The sequence below is a fragment of the Marinomonas gallaica genome, assembly GCF_049821165.1.
GTDB lineage: Bacteria > Pseudomonadota > Gammaproteobacteria > Pseudomonadales > Marinomonadaceae > Marinomonas > Marinomonas gallaica.
This window is the reverse complement of sequence record NZ_CP187511.1, coordinates 864,200-879,450: the sequence shown is the minus strand read 5'-3', so window position 1 is coordinate 879,450 and position 15,251 is coordinate 864,200. Positions and strand designations below refer to the sequence as shown.

Sequence of the window (15,251 nt, the reverse complement as noted above, 5' to 3'; positions counted from 1 at the left end):
TTCCTACCTCTTATTTCTTGAAAGGGAAACTAAAGGCGGCTAGCAAAGCACGACCTTCTTCGTCGGTACGAGCAGTAGTAGTAATGGTAATATCCATACCGCGTACACGGTCTACTTTATCGTAATCGATTTCTGGGAAGATGATCTGCTCTTTAACACCCATGCTGTAGTTACCGCGTCCGTCAAATGACTTCGGGTTAAGACCACGGAAGTCACGGATACGTGGGATAGCAACATCAACCAAACGGTCGAAGAAATCCCACATACGCTCACCACGTAGAGTAACTTTACAACCGATCGGGTAACCGTCACGGATTTTAAAGCCTGCAACAGATTTGCGTGCTTTTGTTACTACCACTTTCTGGCCGCTAAGTGCTGTAAGATCATTTACCGCATTTTCAAGAAGTTTCTTGTCTGCGATAGCTTCACCAACACCCATATTCAACGTAATTTTGGTGATTTTAGGCACTTCCATTACGTTGTTGTAACTGAACTGTTCTGTCAGTTGAGCTACAACTTGATCTTTATAAACTTGCTTAAGTCTCGCCATGGCTATAAATTCTCGCTCTTAGGCGTCGATCGCTTCACTGTTAGATTTGAAAACACGTACTTTAGTACCGTCTTCATTCACTTTAAAGCCGACGCGATCCGCTTTACCCGTAGCATTGTTAAAAATGGCTACATTTGAAACCTGGATAGGTGCTTCTTTTTCAACGATGCCGCCAGTCGTACCCTTCATAGGGTTTGGCTTTTCATGTTTCTTGACCATATTGATACCAGAAACAAGTACACGGCTTTCGTCTACTACTTTAACAACTTTGCCGCGTTTGCCTTTATCTTTACCAGCAATTACTACGACTTCATCGTCACGTTTGATTTTACGCATTCTGTCCCCTCCCTCTTACAGCACTTCAGGCGCAAGAGAAACAATTTTCATGAACTGCTCAGTACGCAATTCACGTGTCACAGGACCAAAGATACGAGTACCGATCGGTTGGCCTGAAGCATTTAGTAGAACCGCAGAGTTTACATCAAAGCGGATCACAGAGCCATCAGGACGACGCACACCTTTCTTAGTTCGAACGACAACAGCGTTCATAACTTGGCCTTTCTTAACACGACCACGAGGGATCGCTTCTTTTACTGTGACTTTGATAATGTCACCGATTGCAGCATAACGACGATGAGAGCCACCCAGTACTTTAATACACTGAACGCGCTTCGCGCCGCTGTTATCTGCTACATCAAGCATCGATTCTGTTTGAATCATTACTGCTCTCCAATCAAATTAGATAACAAGTCTCATGAAGGAAGGAGCTGCTTATACAGCAGCTGCTTTCTCAACAACCTGAACTAGCTTCCAAGTTTTAGTTTTAGAGTAAGGACGTGTTTCCACTACCTTAACCGTATCACCAACTTGGCACTCGTTGTTTTCATCATGAGCGTGCAGTTTAGATGAACGACGAACGAACTTACCGTATAAAGGGTGACGTTCCGTACGCTCAACTAGTACTACGATGGACTTATCCATCTTATCGCTTACTACTTTACCAGTAGCTGTACGAGCTTGAGTTTCTACACTTGCCATCTTAGTTACCTGCCTTATCATTTAGCACGGTTTTAACACGTGCGATATTGCGGCGAACTTGCGAGAGCAAATGAGTTTGAGCCAACTGACCAGTGGCCTTCTGCATGCGCAGTGTAAATTGCTCACGTAGCAGTTCGATCAAGGTCTGCTGTAGCTCAGCTACAGACTTTTCTTGCAATTCTTTTGCTTTCATCTACATCACCGTACGCGTTACGAAAGTTGTGGATAGAGGAAGCTTAGCCGCCGCTAGCGCAAACGCTTCGCGTGCTAGAGACTCAGATACGCCCTCAACTTCATAAAGCATCTTGCCTGGTTGGATTTGAGCCACCCAGTATTCTACGCTACCTTTACCTTTACCCTGACGCACTTCTAGAGGCTTCTGAGTAATCGGCTTGTCTGGGAATACACGGATCCAAATTTTGCCGCCACGTTTGATGTGACGAGTCATTGCACGACGCGCCGCTTCAATTTGACGAGCAGTAAGACGACCACGTTCAGTCGACTTCAATCCGAATTCACCAAAGCTAACTTGGTTTCCGCGAAGTGCTAGACCGCGGTTACGGCCCTTTTGCATCTTACGGAACTTAGTACGTTTCGGCTGTAACATTTACTACCCCCTACTTAGACTTCTTCTTCTGTGCGCCTTTGTCAGCTCGCACTTGTTCAATACCGCCCAAGATTTCGCCTTTGAAGATCCACACTTTAACACCAATGATGCCGTAAGTAGTGTTTGCTTCATAAGTAGCGTAGTCAATGTCAGCACGTAGAGTGTGTAGAGGCACACGACCTTCACGGTACCACTCTGCACGAGCAATTTCAGCTCCGCCTAGACGACCACTTACCTGAACCTTGATACCTTTCGCACCAGCACGCATTGCATTTTGCACTGCACGCTTCATAGCACGACGGAACATAACACGACGCTCAAGTTGACCCGCAATGTTTTGCGCGACCAATTTAGAGTCTAGTTCTGGCTTACGAATTTCTTCGATGTTGATGTGAACTGGAACACCCATCATTGCTGATACAGCGTTACGTAGTTTTTCAACATCTTCGCCTTTCTTACCAATCACGATGCCTGGACGGGCAGTGTGAATTGTAATACGAGCAGTCTGTGCAGGACGCTGGATCTCGATGCGAGACACAGAAGCCTGAACAAGTTTCTCTTCAAGGAACTTACGAACCTGAAGATCGTTTAATAGTTGCTTAGAGTAGTTTTGGTTGTTCGCATACCAAGTAGAAGTATGGTCTTTAACTATCCCTAGGCGAATTCCGGTTGGATGAACCTTCTGACCCATTGGGTTTCTCCTAATTAGTCAGCGACTTTAACTGTAATATGGCAACCGCGTTTTAGAATACGGTCAGCACGGCCTTTGGCACGTGGCATGATACGTTTCAGAGTCATAGCCTCATCAACGTAAGCCGTAGAAACACGCAAGTCATCTACATCAGCACCTTCGTTATGCTCAGCGTTAGCTATCGCAGACTCTAGTACTTTCTTGACAATTACTGCCGCCTTTTTAGGACTGAACGTTAAAATGTTCAGTGCTTCGCTAACAGATTTGCCGCGGATTTGATCTATAACCAAACGGGCCTTCTGCGCTGAGAGGCGAGCACCCTTCAATGAAGCGCTTACTTCACTCATGTTAATACCCCTTATTACCGTTTGGCTTTCTTGTCCGCAGCATGACCCTTGTAAGTACGGGTCGGAGCGAACTCACCCAATTTATGACCGACCATGTCTTCAGATACTAGAACTGGGACATGCTGGCGACCATTATGGACAGCGATAGTCAACCCTACAAATTCAGGGAAGATAGTAGAACGGCGCGACCAAGTTTTAATTGGACGACGGTCTTTCTTTTCTACCGCAGCCTCTACCTTTTTCAACAAATGAAGGTCGATAAAAGGACCTTTTTTTAGTGAACGTGGCACAGTCGTTTCCTCTTATTACTTAGTACGACGTCGTACAATAAGTTTATCAGTACGCTTGTTCTTACGAGTTTTGTAACCTTTCGTAGGAACACCCCAAGGTGTAACTGGGTGACGACCACCAGAGCTACGACCTTCACCACCACCATGCGGGTGATCCACAGGGTTCATTGCCGCACCGCGAACTGTAGGACGAACACCACGCCAGCGCTTAGCACCAGCTTTACCAAGAACACGTAGAGTGTGCTCAGAGTTAGATACTTCACCTAGAGTTGCACGACACTCAGTTAGAACTTTACGCATTTCACCAGAACGTAGGCGAAGAGTAACGTAACGACCTTCACGAGCAACAAGCTGAGCAGAAGCACCAGCAGAACGTGCAACTTGTGCACCTTTACCTGGCTTAAGCTCGATACAGTGAACAACACTACCTACAGGGATATTTTGCAGAGGCAAAGTATTACCCGCTTTAATAGGAGCACTTGCACCGTTAGAAACAACAGTACCAGCTTCCATACCTTTGGAAGCGATAATGTAACGACGCTCACCATCAGCATATTTTACTAGTGCAATGTTTGCAGAACGGTTTGGATCATATTCCAAACGTTCAACTACCGCTGGGATACCATCTTTGTTACGACGGAAATCTACGATACGGTAATGTTGCTTATGACCACCACCTACGTGACGCGTAGTGATGCGTCCGTTGTTGTTACGGCCACCAGACTTGCTTTTTTTGTCAAGTAAAGGAGCGTATGGCGCACCTTTATGCAAGTCAGTGTTAACAACCTTAACAACGTGACGACGGCCTGCAGACGTTGGCTTACATTTTACAACAGCCATTGACCTATCTCCCCTTATTCAGCGCCCAAGAAATCAATTTCTTGGCCTTCCGCCAAACGAACGTACGCTTTTTTCACGTCGTTACGCTTGCCTAGACCACGAGCTGTACGTTTAGTTTTACCATTCTGGTTCAACGTGCGAACAGACTCTACTTTGACTTCAAACAACGCTTCGATTGCTTGTTTAATCTCTGGTTTCGTCGCATTGTTTACAACGCGGAATACATACTGACCGTTACCTTCGGCAACGATAGTCGCTTTCTCAGAGATGTGTGGACCTAACAATACTTTATAAATGCGTTCGCCGATCATGCTAGTGCCTCCTCAACTTGTTTCAGAGCACCAACTGTCAACAACACTTTGTCGTATGCGATCAAGCTAACAGGGTCAATAGACGCTGCATCACGAACGTCAACGTTCGGAATGTTACGCGCAGCTAGGAACAGATTACTGTCTAGCTCTTGCGCAACTACAAGCGCGTTTTCAACATTCAATTCAGCCATTTTAGCTTTGAACAGCTTAGTTTTTGGAGCTTCGATAGAAAGCTCTTCAACTACTACAAGACGATCTTGACGAGCAAGCTCAGACCAGATGGTGCGCATTGCTGCACGGTACATCTTCTTGTTTACTTTCTGAGAGTGATCTTGGTTTTTCGCAGCGAACGTTACGCCACCAGAACGCCATAGAGGACTACGGATCGTACCAGCACGCGCACGGCCAGAACCTTTTTGTTTCCAAGGTTTGCGACCACCACCAGCTACTTCAGAGCGAGTTTTCTGTGCACGAGTACCTTGACGAGCACCAGCCAGGTAAGAAGTAACAACCTGGTGAACTAGCGCTTCGTTGTATTCACGTGCGAAGGTTACGTCAGAAACTTCTACAGTTCCCTCAGCACCTGTTAGATTCAAGTTCATTGTCTACCCCTTAGCGAGCTTTAACTGCTGGTTGAACGATTACGTCACCATTAACAGCGCCAGGAACCGCACCTTTTACAAGGATAAGGTTACGCTCAGCATCAACGCGAACAACTTCAAGAGATTGAGTCGTTACTTGAGCTGCGCCCATGTGACCAGCCATCTTTTTGCCTTTCCAAACACGACCAGGTGTTTGACATTGACCGATGGAACCAGGAGCACGGTGAGACAATGAGTTACCGTGAGTAGCATCTTGCATGCTAAAGTTGTGACGCTTAATTGCACCTTGGAAGCCTTTACCTTTAGATTGACCAATTACGTCAACTTTAGTTACAGCTTCGAAATCCGCAACAGTTAGCTCATCACCAACATTGATTTCTTTTTCGTCACCAGAAAGGCGGAACTCCCACAAACCACGACCCGCTTCAACGTTCGCTTTTGCATAATGTCCTGCAGCAGCTTTGTTTACACGGCTTGCACGGCGAGTACCTACAGTAACTTGAACAGCTGAGTAGCCATCAGTTTCTGAGTCTTTCACCTGCGTTACACGGTTCGGTTCGACCTCGATAACGGTTACTGGCACGGATACACCATCTTCGTTGAAGATACGTGTCATTCCGGCTTTACGTCCGACTAATTGAATAGCCATTTTATACCTCAATTGCCAGTTGTGTACGGGGCTATCACCCGCTACGGCTGATCATTCCAGATCATTCCACTATTGTGCTTAGGCCAACAGATACCTGTTGGTTATCGCACCCCTAAACCTTTGGGAATTAACCCAAAGAAATTTGTACTTCCACGCCTGCCGCAAGGTCTAGCTTCATTAGAGCATCAACAGTTTTTTCAGTTGGCTCAACGATGTCTAGAACACGTTTGTGAGTACGGATTTCGTATTGGTCACGTGCATCTTTGTTCACGTGAGGAGAAATCAGTACTGTGTAACGTTCTTTGCGAGTAGGAAGCGGAATCGGACCACGTACTTGAGCGCCTGTGCGCTTAGCAGTGTCCACAATCTCTTGCGTTGAAGCATCAATCAAACGGTGATCGAAAGCTTTCAAACGAATACGGATCTTTTGGCTTTGCATTTCCAACTCCAAATACTATGTTCAGATAAGTCATCTGTACAGAATTTGACCTACCATCCTTATTTAAGGACGGCGAATGTTAGCCGTTTAAAAATTGGTTGTCAAGTAACCAATTTGAAAACAGCACCTATAAAAAAAGGCCGCCCTGTAGAGCGACCTTTTTATGCAGCTATAAATAAATTAAGCGAAGCTTGAATTATTTAAGAACTTTAGCAACAACACCAGCACCTACTGTACGACCACCTTCACGGATCGCGAAACGTAGACCTTCGTCCATCGCGATTGGGTGAATTAGAGATACAGTCATCTGGATGTTATCACCAGGCATTACCATTTCTACGCCTTCTGGAAGCTCACAAGCACCAGTTACGTCAGTTGTACGGAAGTAGAACTGTGGACGGTAGCCTTTGAAGAATGGCGTGTGACGACCACCTTCATCTTTAGACAGAACGTATACTTCTGCTTCGAAATCAGTGTGTGGGTTAATAGAACCAGGCTTAGCTAGTACTTGACCACGCTGAACGTCATCACGCTTAGTACCACGTAGTAGTACACCACAGTTCTCACCAGCACGACCTTCGTCTAGAAGCTTACGGAACATCTCAACGCCAGTACAAGTTGTTTTTGTAGTATCTTTGATACCAACGATTTCAACTTCTTCACCAACTTTAACGATACCACGCTCAACACGGCCTGTTACTACAGTACCACGACCTTGGATAGAGAATACGTCCTCGATAGGCATGATGAATGCACCGTCGATTGCACGCTCTGGCTCTGGAATGTAGTTATCTAGAGCTTCAACTAGTTTAGTTACAGCTGTAGTACCCATTTCGTTGTCGTCTTGGCCGTTAAGAGCCATTAGAGCAGAACCTGGGATGATTGGAGTGTCATCACCTGGGAAGTCGTACTCAGATAGAAGATCACGTAGTTCCATTTCTACAAGCTCTTGCATCTCAGCGTATTCTTCAGTGTCCGCACCGCCACAGTCTTCAGCTAGAAGGTCTGCTTTGTTTAGGAATACAACGATGTAAGGTACACCTACTTGACGAGAAAGAAGGATGTGCTCACGAGTTTGAGGCATTGGACCATCAGTCGCACCACAAACAAGGATCGCACCGTCCATTTGAGCAGCACCAGTGATCATGTTTTTAACATAATCGGCGTGTCCAGGACAGTCTACGTGTGCGTAGTGACGAGTTGGAGAATCGTACTCTACGTGAGACGTTGCGATCGTGATACCACGCTCACGCTCTTCTGGAGCATTATCGATACCGTCAAACGCTACTGCTGTACCGCCAAATACTTCAGCACATACGCGAGTAAGTGCTGCTGTTAGGGTAGTTTTACCGTGGTCAACGTGACCGATTGTACCAACGTTAACGTGTGGTTTACTACGTTCGAACTTTGCTTTTGCCATGATACATACACCTTATGATTAGTAAGTATGATGATTAAATTTCAATTTTTAATGATCGCGTCTGCCACACTAGCTGGCGCTTCAGCGTATTTCAGGAATTCCATTGCATAGCTTGCACGCCCTTGCGACAAACTACGCACATCTGTTGCATACCCAAACATTTCGCCTAACGGCACTTCTGCTCGAATAATTTTACCAGATACGGAATCTTCCATCCCCTGAACAAGTCCTCGGCGACGATTCAGGTCTCCCATCACGTCTCCCATGTACTCTTCAGGAGTTACAACTTCTACTTTCATCATGGGCTCAAGAACACAAGGTTCTGCATCTGCAGCACCTTTCTTCAAGCCTTGAGAAGCTGCAATTTTAAAAGCCATTTCATTAGAGTCAACATCATGGTAAGAACCATCGAACAATACCACTTTCAACCCAAGCAATGGGTAGCCAGCAATAACACCGTTCTTCATTTGCTCTGAAATGCCTCTTTCGACAGCTGGGATGTATTCCTTAGGAATAGCACCGCCGACAATCTCATTCACAAATTCCAAACCCTCTTTATCGGTTGGAATAAGCTTCATGACTACATGACCGTACTGTCCTCGGCCACCTGATTGCCGCACAAATTTGTGGTTAACTTCCACTTCTTTGCGAATTTTCTCTCGGTAAGATACTTGTGGTTTACCGATATTGGCGTCAACTTTAAATTCACGCTTCATTCGATCCACCAGTATATCTAGGTGAAGCTCACCCATACCAGAGATAATGGTTTGACCCGTCTCTTCGTGTGTCTCTACGCGGAAAGAAGGATCTTCCTGCGCAAGCTTACCAAGAGCCACAGCCATTTTATCTTGATCCGCTTGAGATTTTGGCTCAACAGCGACAGAGATTACAGGCTCAGGGAACTCCATACGCTCGAGAACAACAACATCTTTGCCGTCACACAACGTATCCCCTGTTGTCACATCTTTCATACCAATCAAAGCTGCAATATCGCCTGCGCGTACTTCTTTGATTTCTTCACGGTTATTCGCATGCATCTGAACCATACGGCCCACACGCTCTTTCTTGTGTTTAACCGAGTTGTACACTGCGTCGCCTGAACTCAGAACGCCAGAGTATACACGTATAAAAGTTAACGTACCCACGAACGGATCCGTAGCAATCTTAAATGCTAAGGATGCAAATGGTGCGCTGTCATCCGCTTCACGAGCTACAACGGTCTCAGCATCTTCTAAGGTGCCTTCAATCGCTTTCACTTCTAATGGCGAAGGTAGATATTCAACAACAGCATCAAGAACTGCCTGCACTCCTTTATTTTTGAATGCAGAACCACAGGTCACTAATACAACTTCGTTAGCTAGCGTACGAGCTCGCAACCCTTTCTTGATATCTTCAATAGACAGGTCACCTTCTTCAAGGTACTTATCCATCAACTCTTCATTTGCTTCCGCGGCGGCCTCGAGCATTTTTTCACGCCACTCTTCAGCAACGTCAACCAAGTCTGCAGGTACATCTTCAAGATCATAGGTCATACCCTGATCTTCTTCGTTCCACATAATGGCTTTCATACTCAACAAATCAACCACACCAGCGAACTCGTCTTCGGTGCCAATGTTGATTTGAATAGGTACTGCATTTGCGCCCAAACGCTCTTCAAGCTGCCCTACGACGCTGAAGTAATCCGCACCTGTACGATCCATCTTATTGACGAACACCATACGAGGCACTTCATATTTGTTTGCTTGACGCCACACAGTCTCTGTCTGAGGCTGCACACCAGAGGATCCACACAACACCACAACGGCACCATCAAGTACACGCAAAGAACGCTCTACCTCGATAGTAAAGTCTACGTGCCCTGGGGTATCGATAATATTGATACGGTGCTGATCGAACTGCTGATTCATGCCACTCCAGAAGCAAGTTGTTGCTGCTGAAGTGATCGTGATCCCACGCTCTTGCTCCTGCTCCATCCAGTCCATGGTGGCTGCACCATCATGAACTTCACCGATCTTATGAGAAAGACCGGTGTAGAACAGAACACGCTCAGTAGTTGTCGTCTTACCCGCATCAACGTGCGCACAAATACCAATATTGCGGTAACGATTGATGGGTGTCTTACGTGCCACTTAAGCTTCTCCGGACGATTAGAAACGGTAGTGAGAGAACGCTTTGTTCGCTTCAGCCATACGGTGAACGTCTTCACGTTTCTTAACAGCTGAACCTTTGTTCTCAGACGCATCTAGAATTTCGCCTGCTAGACGTAGTGCCATTGACTTCTCACCACGTTTGCGAGCTGCGTCAACCAACCAACGCATAGATAGCGCTGAGCGACGAGCTGGACGAACTTCTACAGGTACTTGGTATGTAGCACCACCAACACGGCGAGATTTAACCTCAACCATTGGCTGGATAGACTCAAGTGCTTTTTCGAAAACCGACATTGGGTCTTCAGATTTAGTACGCTGCGCTACTGTTTCCAAAGCATTGTAAACGATGCTTTCTGCAACAGATTTCTTACCACTAACCATTACGTGGTTAATGAATTTAGCAAGCAGTTGGCTTCCGTGTTTAGGATCTGGAAGTATTTCACGCTTTGCGACTACGCGTCTTCTAGGCATGGGTTATGTCCTCTTCAGGTGAGTCCGAGACCATCTCTGTGCTCGGCCTTACTGTATTAAAAAATTATGTCTAAACGATTAAAGCAGCTTAATAGCTTACTTAGGACGTTTAGTACCGTATTTAGAACGGCCTTGCTTACGATTTTGTACGCCAGAAGTATCTAGGCTACCACGTACTGTGTGGTAACGAACACCTGGAAGGTCTTTTACACGACCGCCACGAATCAGCACTACGCTGTGTTCCTGTAGGTTGTGGCCTTCACCACCGATGTATGAAGTTACTTCGAAGCCGTTCGTCAAGCGAACACGACATACTTTACGCAAAGCCGAGTTCGGCTTCTTAGGCGTAGTAGTGTATACACGTGTGCAGACGCCACGGCGTTGCGGACAAGCTTGCAACGCAGGAACGTCACTTTTTGCCACTTTACGTTTACGTGGTTTACGAACCAACTGGTTAACGGTTGCCATTTAACAAGCTCCACATCCAAGTCTATTGGCGGAAATCGCCAAAAATAACGAGGCGCAAGTTTAATTTGCGCCTATAAAACAGTCAATAGGGAGGCGAACAAAAATTCACCTCCCATGCATATATCAACAGTGTTTAGTCTTTTAATGCTGCACTTAGCGCTTCTTCGACATCAGAAGCACTTACTGAAGCACTACCTTCAACTGCTGCTTTCGCAAGCTCTTTCTTAGCTTTGCGACCGCTATGGTAAGCCAAACCTGTTCCGGCTGGAATCAGACGACCTACTACAACGTTTTCTTTCAGACCACGTAGATGGTCTTTCTTACCAGTTACCGCACCTTCGGTTAGTACACGAGTCGTCTCTTGGAACGATGCCGCAGAGATAAATGACTCAGTTGCCAATGAAGCTTTAGTAATACCAAGTAGTACGCGCTCATACTTAGAAGGGAAACGACCTTCTGCTTCCGCAGCTTCGTTCGCTTCTTGCATTTGTGTGTATTCTACTTGGTCACCCTGAATCAGGTTAGTATCACCCGAGTCAGCGATGTCTACTTTACGAAGCATCTGACGCACAATAACTTCGATGTGCTTATCGTTGATGCCTACGCCCTGTAGACGGTAAACCTCTTGTACTTCGTTGGTAATGTAGTCAGCTAGGGCTACAACACCTTGAAGACGCAAGATATCATGCGGGTTTAAAGGACCGTCAGCAATGATCTCACCTTTAGCAACTTCTTCACCGTCGAAGATGTTAATTTGACGCCATTTCGGAATCAGGGTTTCGATTGGATCGCCACCATCTTGTGGTGTGATAACCAAACGGATCTTACCTTTTGTCTCTTTACCAAAACTTACCACACCCGTTGCTTCTGCCATGACAGCAGGATCTTTCGGACGACGCGCTTCAAATAAGTCAGCTACGCGTGGAAGACCACCGGTAATATCTTTGTTACCTTGAGACTCTTGCGGGATACGCGCTAGTACTTCACCAGACTTTACTGTTGATCCATGATCCAAGCTCAAAAGAGCCTTCTCAGGCAGCATGTACTGTACTGGCATTTCCGTACCAGGAATCATCACTGGCGCACCACTCTCATCTACTACCGAAATAGTTGGACGAATGTCTTTACCAGACGATGGACGATCACGCATTTCTAAGACTTCGATAGTCGTTAAGCCCGTAAGCTCATCCGATTGACGACGAATAGTGACACCCTCATCCATACCAGAGAATTCAAGCTTACCTTGCATCTCCGAAACGATTGGGTGGGTATGCGGATCCCAGTTAGCAACCACTTGACCTGCGGTCACTTGATCGCCTTCACGGATACTTAGCACAGCACCGTATGGAAGCTTGTAACGCTCTTTCTCACGGCCAGCCTCATCAGCAATCGCCAATTCAGATGAACGCGATGCAACCACTAGCTGACCGTTTTCACGCTCAATGCTCTTCATCTTATGGAAACGTACAGTACCGGCGCTCTTAATTTGAACACTGTCTACTGCAGACGCTCGAGAGGCCGCACCACCAATGTGGAACGTACGCATGGTAAGCTGTGTACCTGGCTCACCGATTGACTGTGCAGCAACAACACCAACAGCTTCACCAATGTTAACCAAATGGCCTCGTGCTAGGTCACGACCGTAACACATGCCACACACACCGTGCTTCGTCTCACAGCTGATAACAGAGCGCACGATCATCTCGTCCACACCTGCAGCTTCAATGGCACGCACACTGTGCTCATCAATAAGAACGCCAGCTTCAACAACAAGCTCGCCTTTCGAATCGATAACATCTTGCGCGACGACTCGGCCCAGCACTCGCTGACCTAGAGGTACAACTACGTCACCACCTTCGATCAAGGCACTAACAAGCAAACCTTCTTTCGCACCACAGTCTACTTCAGTAATAACCAAGTCTTGCGCAACGTCTACTAGACGACGCGTTAGGTAACCCGAGTTAGCTGTTTTCAAGGCCGTATCGGCAAGACCCTTACGCGCACCGTGAGTTGAGGTAAAGTACTGAAGTACCGATAGACCTTCACGGAAGTTCGCAGTGATCGGCGTTTCGATGATGGAACCATCCGGTTTCGCCATCAAACCACGCATACCGCCAAGCTGACGCATCTGAGCCACACTACCACGGGCACCAGAGTCGGCCATCATATAAACAGAGTTAAATGACTGCTGCTCAACTTCTTTGCCATCTTTATCGATAACCGTTTCTTTCGCCAAGTTTTTCATCATGGCTTCAGTAACGGTTTCGTTAGTACGCGACCATAAGTCGATTACCTTGTTGTACTTCTCGCCCTGTGTCACAAGACCATCAGCAAACTGGTACTCAATTTCTTTAACTTCTTCTTCCGCTTGCGCAATGATCGTCGCTTTTTCTGGCGGGATAACGAAGTCATCAACACCTACAGAAGAACCAGACGCTGTTGCGTATTCGAAACCTGTGTACATTAGTTGGTCAGCAAAGATACAGGTTTCTTTCAAGCCAACTTTACGGTAACACTGGTTGATCAAGTTAGAGATCGCTTTCTTCTTCATCGGTTGGTTAATTACCGAGAATGGAAGGCCATCAGGAACAATATCAAACAACAATGCGCGACCAACGGTTGTGTCTGCGATAAATGTAGCAGGTACTTTCTCGCCTTCTAGCGTTGTATCCACTTCGCTGACACGCACTTTGATCTTCGCGTGCAATTCAACTTGCTTCGATCCGTATGCACGATGTACTTCTTTGATATCAGCAAAGGCCATGCCTTCGCCTTTCGCGTTAATCTTATCACGCGTCATATAGTACAGACCCAATACAACGTCCTGAGAAGGAACGATGATCGGCTCACCATTGGCAGGCGATAGGATGTTGTTGGTAGACATCATCAACGCACGTGCTTCAAGCTGTGCTTCAATCGTCAACGGTACGTGTACCGCCATTTGGTCGCCATCAAAGTCGGCGTTGTAAGCCGCACACACTAATGGGTGCAACTGAATCGCTTTACCTTCGATTAGGATCGGCTCAAAAGCCTGGATACCCAAACGGTGAAGTGTTGGCGCACGGTTCAACATCACTGGATGTTCGCGGATAACCTCATCTAGGATATCCCATACTTCTGGTGTTTCACGCTCAACCATTTTCTTCGCGGCTTTAATGGTTGTTGCCATGCCACGAAGTTCTAGTTTAGAGAAAATGAATGGCTTGAATAGCTCAAGTGCCATTTTCTTAGGCAAACCACACTGGTGCAAACGTAGTGATGGACCTACTGTAATTACAGAACGGCCAGAGTAATCTACACGTTTACCCAAAAGGTTTTGACGGAAACGACCCTGCTTACCTTTGATCATGTCAGCCAAAGATTTCAGAGGGCGCTTGTTTGAACCTGTGATTGCACGACCACGACGACCGTTATCTAATAGCGCATCGACAGACTCTTGCAACATACGCTTTTCGTTACGTACGATGATGTCTGGAGCTGACAGCTCAAGAAGACGCTTAAGGCGGTTGTTACGGTTAATCACTCGACGGTATAGATCGTTCAAATCAGACGTCGCAAAACGGCCGCCTTCTAGTGGCACTAGAGGACGAAGATCTGGCGGCAATACTGGTAGAACGTTTAATACCATCCACTCTGGGTTGTTACCAGAATGATGGAAAGCTTCGATCAGTTTAAGACGCTTAGAAAGCTTCTTAATACGCGTCTCAGAGTTCGTAGCGTTCAACTCTTCACGCATGGTGCTGATTTCTTCAGGCAAATCCATGTCACGTAGAAGCATTTGAATCGCTTCGGCACCCATACGAGCGTCAAATTCGTCACCAAATTCTTCTAGTGCTTCGAAGTACTGCTCATCGTTCAGTAGCTGACCTTTCTCAAGCGTTGTCATGCCTGGGTCAATCACGATGAATGATTCGAAGTAAAGTACACGCTCAATATCACGCAGTGTCATATCCATGATAAGACCGATGCGTGATGGAAGAGATTTCAGGAACCAGATGTGAGCAACAGGTGAAGCCAACTCGATGTGTCCCATGCGTTCACGACGCACTTTCGACAACGCTACTTCAACGCCACACTTCTCACAAATGACACCACGGTGCTTCAGACGCTTGTATTTACCACACAAGCACTCGTAGTCCTTAATAGGACCAAAAATTTTGGCACAGAACAGGCCGTCACGCTCAGGTTTGAACGTACGGTAGTTGATGGTTTCTGGCTTTTTAACTTCACCATAAGACCATGAACGAATCATATCTGGAGAAGCTAAGCCAATGCGAATCGCATCAAACTCTTCTGATTGTCCCTGTGTTTTTAGAAGACCTAATAAGTCTTTCATGGATATTCGCCCCACTCGTAAGGCTGGGAAGGCTTACCTTCC

General features: G+C 46.4%; 19 protein-coding genes. All 19 read right to left on the bottom strand.

The features are described from left to right. Positions 1–10: 10 nt before the first annotated feature. The 19 genes from rplE to rpoC all read right to left on the bottom strand — a co-directional run bounded on the left by rplE (position 11) and on the right by rpoC (position 15,209). On the bottom strand, positions 11–550 hold the full coding sequence (gene rplE, locus ACPUEK_RS04085) for a 50S ribosomal protein L5 (protein ID WP_067037080.1): 540 nt from the start codon (positions 548–550) through the stop codon (positions 11–13). Between the two features lie 18 nt (positions 551–568). Further along, positions 569–886 (bottom strand): 50S ribosomal protein L24, encoded by a 318-nt coding sequence (gene rplX, locus ACPUEK_RS04080; RefSeq protein WP_067037077.1) that lies wholly within the window; start codon positions 884–886, stop codon positions 569–571. A 15-nt stretch (positions 887–901) separates the two neighbouring features. Further along, positions 902–1,270 (bottom strand): 50S ribosomal protein L14, encoded by a 369-nt coding sequence (rplN, locus tag ACPUEK_RS04075; protein WP_067037076.1) that lies wholly within the window; start codon positions 1,268–1,270, stop codon positions 902–904. A 51-nt stretch (positions 1,271–1,321) separates the two neighbouring features. Continuing rightward, entirely contained in the window at positions 1,322–1,588 is a 267-nt protein-coding gene (gene rpsQ / locus ACPUEK_RS04070; protein WP_055462811.1) for a 30S ribosomal protein S17, read from the bottom strand. A 1-nt stretch (position 1,589) separates the two neighbouring features. Beyond that, the gene (rpmC, locus tag ACPUEK_RS04065; RefSeq protein ID WP_055462810.1) at positions 1,590–1,781 is read right to left on the bottom strand and encodes a 50S ribosomal protein L29; all 192 of its coding nucleotides are present in this window, start codon (positions 1,779–1,781) and stop codon (positions 1,590–1,592) included. Next, entirely contained in the window at positions 1,782–2,195 is a 414-nt protein-coding gene (rplP, locus tag ACPUEK_RS04060; RefSeq protein ID WP_067037074.1) for a 50S ribosomal protein L16, read from the bottom strand. A 10-nt stretch (positions 2,196–2,205) separates the two neighbouring features. Further along, complete coding sequence (gene rpsC / locus ACPUEK_RS04055; RefSeq protein ID WP_067037072.1) at positions 2,206–2,886, bottom strand: 30S ribosomal protein S3; 681 nt, start codon at positions 2,884–2,886, stop codon at positions 2,206–2,208. A 14-nt stretch (positions 2,887–2,900) separates the two neighbouring features. Continuing rightward, positions 2,901–3,233 (bottom strand): 50S ribosomal protein L22, encoded by a 333-nt coding sequence (rplV, locus tag ACPUEK_RS04050; RefSeq protein WP_067037070.1) that lies wholly within the window; start codon positions 3,231–3,233, stop codon positions 2,901–2,903. A 14-nt stretch (positions 3,234–3,247) separates the two neighbouring features. Then, entirely contained in the window at positions 3,248–3,523 is a 276-nt protein-coding gene (gene rpsS / locus ACPUEK_RS04045) for a 30S ribosomal protein S19 (RefSeq protein ID WP_067037068.1), read from the bottom strand. A 15-nt stretch (positions 3,524–3,538) separates the two neighbouring features. After that, positions 3,539–4,363: a 50S ribosomal protein L2 gene (gene rplB / locus ACPUEK_RS04040; protein ID WP_067037066.1), complete on the bottom strand. Its 825-nt coding sequence runs from the start codon at positions 4,361–4,363 to the stop codon at positions 3,539–3,541. A 14-nt stretch (positions 4,364–4,377) separates the two neighbouring features. Then, entirely contained in the window at positions 4,378–4,674 is a 297-nt protein-coding gene (gene rplW, locus ACPUEK_RS04035; protein WP_067037064.1) for a 50S ribosomal protein L23, read from the bottom strand. Beyond that, positions 4,671–5,276 carry a 50S ribosomal protein L4 gene (gene rplD / locus ACPUEK_RS04030; protein ID WP_067037062.1) on the bottom strand — a complete coding sequence of 202 codons (606 nt, stop codon included), beginning with the start codon at positions 5,274–5,276 and terminating at the stop codon, positions 4,671–4,673. The genes rplW and rplD overlap by 4 nt, the downstream gene beginning before the upstream one ends. Positions 5,277–5,286: 10 nt before the next feature. After that, positions 5,287–5,925 (bottom strand): 50S ribosomal protein L3, encoded by a 639-nt coding sequence (gene rplC / locus ACPUEK_RS04025; protein ID WP_067037060.1) that lies wholly within the window; start codon positions 5,923–5,925, stop codon positions 5,287–5,289. A 127-nt stretch (positions 5,926–6,052) separates the two neighbouring features. After that, positions 6,053–6,364, bottom strand: coding sequence for a 30S ribosomal protein S10 (rpsJ, locus tag ACPUEK_RS04020; protein ID WP_012071937.1), 312 nt, complete (start codon positions 6,362–6,364; stop codon positions 6,053–6,055). A 196-nt stretch (positions 6,365–6,560) separates the two neighbouring features. Then, positions 6,561–7,784 (bottom strand): elongation factor Tu, encoded by a 1,224-nt coding sequence (gene tuf, locus ACPUEK_RS04015; RefSeq protein WP_067037058.1) that lies wholly within the window; start codon positions 7,782–7,784, stop codon positions 6,561–6,563. Positions 7,785–7,825: 41 nt separating this feature from the next. Then, a complete protein-coding gene (gene fusA, locus ACPUEK_RS04010) occupies positions 7,826–9,913 on the bottom strand; it encodes an elongation factor G (protein ID WP_067223473.1) in 2,088 nt (695 codons plus the stop codon). Between the two features lie 18 nt (positions 9,914–9,931). Beyond that, positions 9,932–10,405, bottom strand: coding sequence for a 30S ribosomal protein S7 (gene rpsG / locus ACPUEK_RS04005; protein ID WP_067037053.1), 474 nt, complete (start codon positions 10,403–10,405; stop codon positions 9,932–9,934). Between the two features lie 96 nt (positions 10,406–10,501). Beyond that, positions 10,502–10,873 carry a 30S ribosomal protein S12 gene (gene rpsL / locus ACPUEK_RS04000; RefSeq protein ID WP_013659444.1) on the bottom strand — a complete coding sequence of 124 codons (372 nt, stop codon included), beginning with the start codon at positions 10,871–10,873 and terminating at the stop codon, positions 10,502–10,504. Between the two features lie 133 nt (positions 10,874–11,006). Then, positions 11,007–15,209 (bottom strand): DNA-directed RNA polymerase subunit beta', encoded by a 4,203-nt coding sequence (gene rpoC, locus ACPUEK_RS03995; RefSeq protein ID WP_067037051.1) that lies wholly within the window; start codon positions 15,207–15,209, stop codon positions 11,007–11,009. Positions 15,210–15,251: the final 42 nt, after the last annotated feature.

Bases quoted from the DNA above. Each gene is read 5' to 3' on its own strand.
- rplE (WP_067037080.1), bottom strand. From the start codon at position 550: ATGGCGAGACTTAAGCAAGTTTATAAAGATCAAGTTGTAGCTCAACTG.
- rplX (WP_067037077.1), bottom strand. From the start codon at position 886: ATGCGTAAAATCAAACGTGACGATGAAGTCGTAGTAATTGCTGGTAAA.
- rplN (WP_067037076.1), bottom strand. From the start codon at position 1,270: ATGATTCAAACAGAATCGATGCTTGATGTAGCAGATAACAGCGGCGCG.
- rpsQ (WP_055462811.1), bottom strand. From the start codon at position 1,588: ATGGCAAGTGTAGAAACTCAAGCTCGTACAGCTACTGGTAAAGTAGTA.
- rpmC (WP_055462810.1), bottom strand. From the start codon at position 1,781: ATGAAAGCAAAAGAATTGCAAGAAAAGTCTGTAGCTGAGCTACAGCAG.
- rplP (WP_067037074.1), bottom strand. From the start codon at position 2,195: ATGTTACAGCCGAAACGTACTAAGTTCCGTAAGATGCAAAAGGGCCGT.
- rpsC (WP_067037072.1), bottom strand. From the start codon at position 2,886: ATGGGTCAGAAGGTTCATCCAACCGGAATTCGCCTAGGGATAGTTAAA.
- rplV (WP_067037070.1), bottom strand. From the start codon at position 3,233: ATGAGTGAAGTAAGCGCTTCATTGAAGGGTGCTCGCCTCTCAGCGCAG.
- rplB (WP_067037066.1), bottom strand. From the start codon at position 4,363: ATGGCTGTTGTAAAATGTAAGCCAACGTCTGCAGGCCGTCGTCACGTT.
- rplW (WP_067037064.1), bottom strand. From the start codon at position 4,674: ATGATCGGCGAACGCATTTATAAAGTATTGTTAGGTCCACACATCTCT.
- rplD (WP_067037062.1), bottom strand. From the start codon at position 5,276: ATGAACTTGAATCTAACAGGTGCTGAGGGAACTGTAGAAGTTTCTGAC.
- rplC (WP_067037060.1), bottom strand. From the start codon at position 5,925: ATGGCTATTCAATTAGTCGGACGTAAAGCCGGAATGACACGTATCTTC.
- rpsJ (WP_012071937.1), bottom strand. From the start codon at position 6,364: ATGCAAAGCCAAAAGATCCGTATTCGTTTGAAAGCTTTCGATCACCGT.
- tuf (WP_067037058.1), bottom strand. From the start codon at position 7,784: ATGGCAAAAGCAAAGTTCGAACGTAGTAAACCACACGTTAACGTTGGT.
- rpsG (WP_067037053.1), bottom strand. From the start codon at position 10,405: ATGCCTAGAAGACGCGTAGTCGCAAAGCGTGAAATACTTCCAGATCCT.
- rpsL (WP_013659444.1), bottom strand. From the start codon at position 10,873: ATGGCAACCGTTAACCAGTTGGTTCGTAAACCACGTAAACGTAAAGTG.
- rpoC (WP_067037051.1), bottom strand. From the start codon at position 15,209: ATGAAAGACTTATTAGGTCTTCTAAAAACACAGGGACAATCAGAAGAG.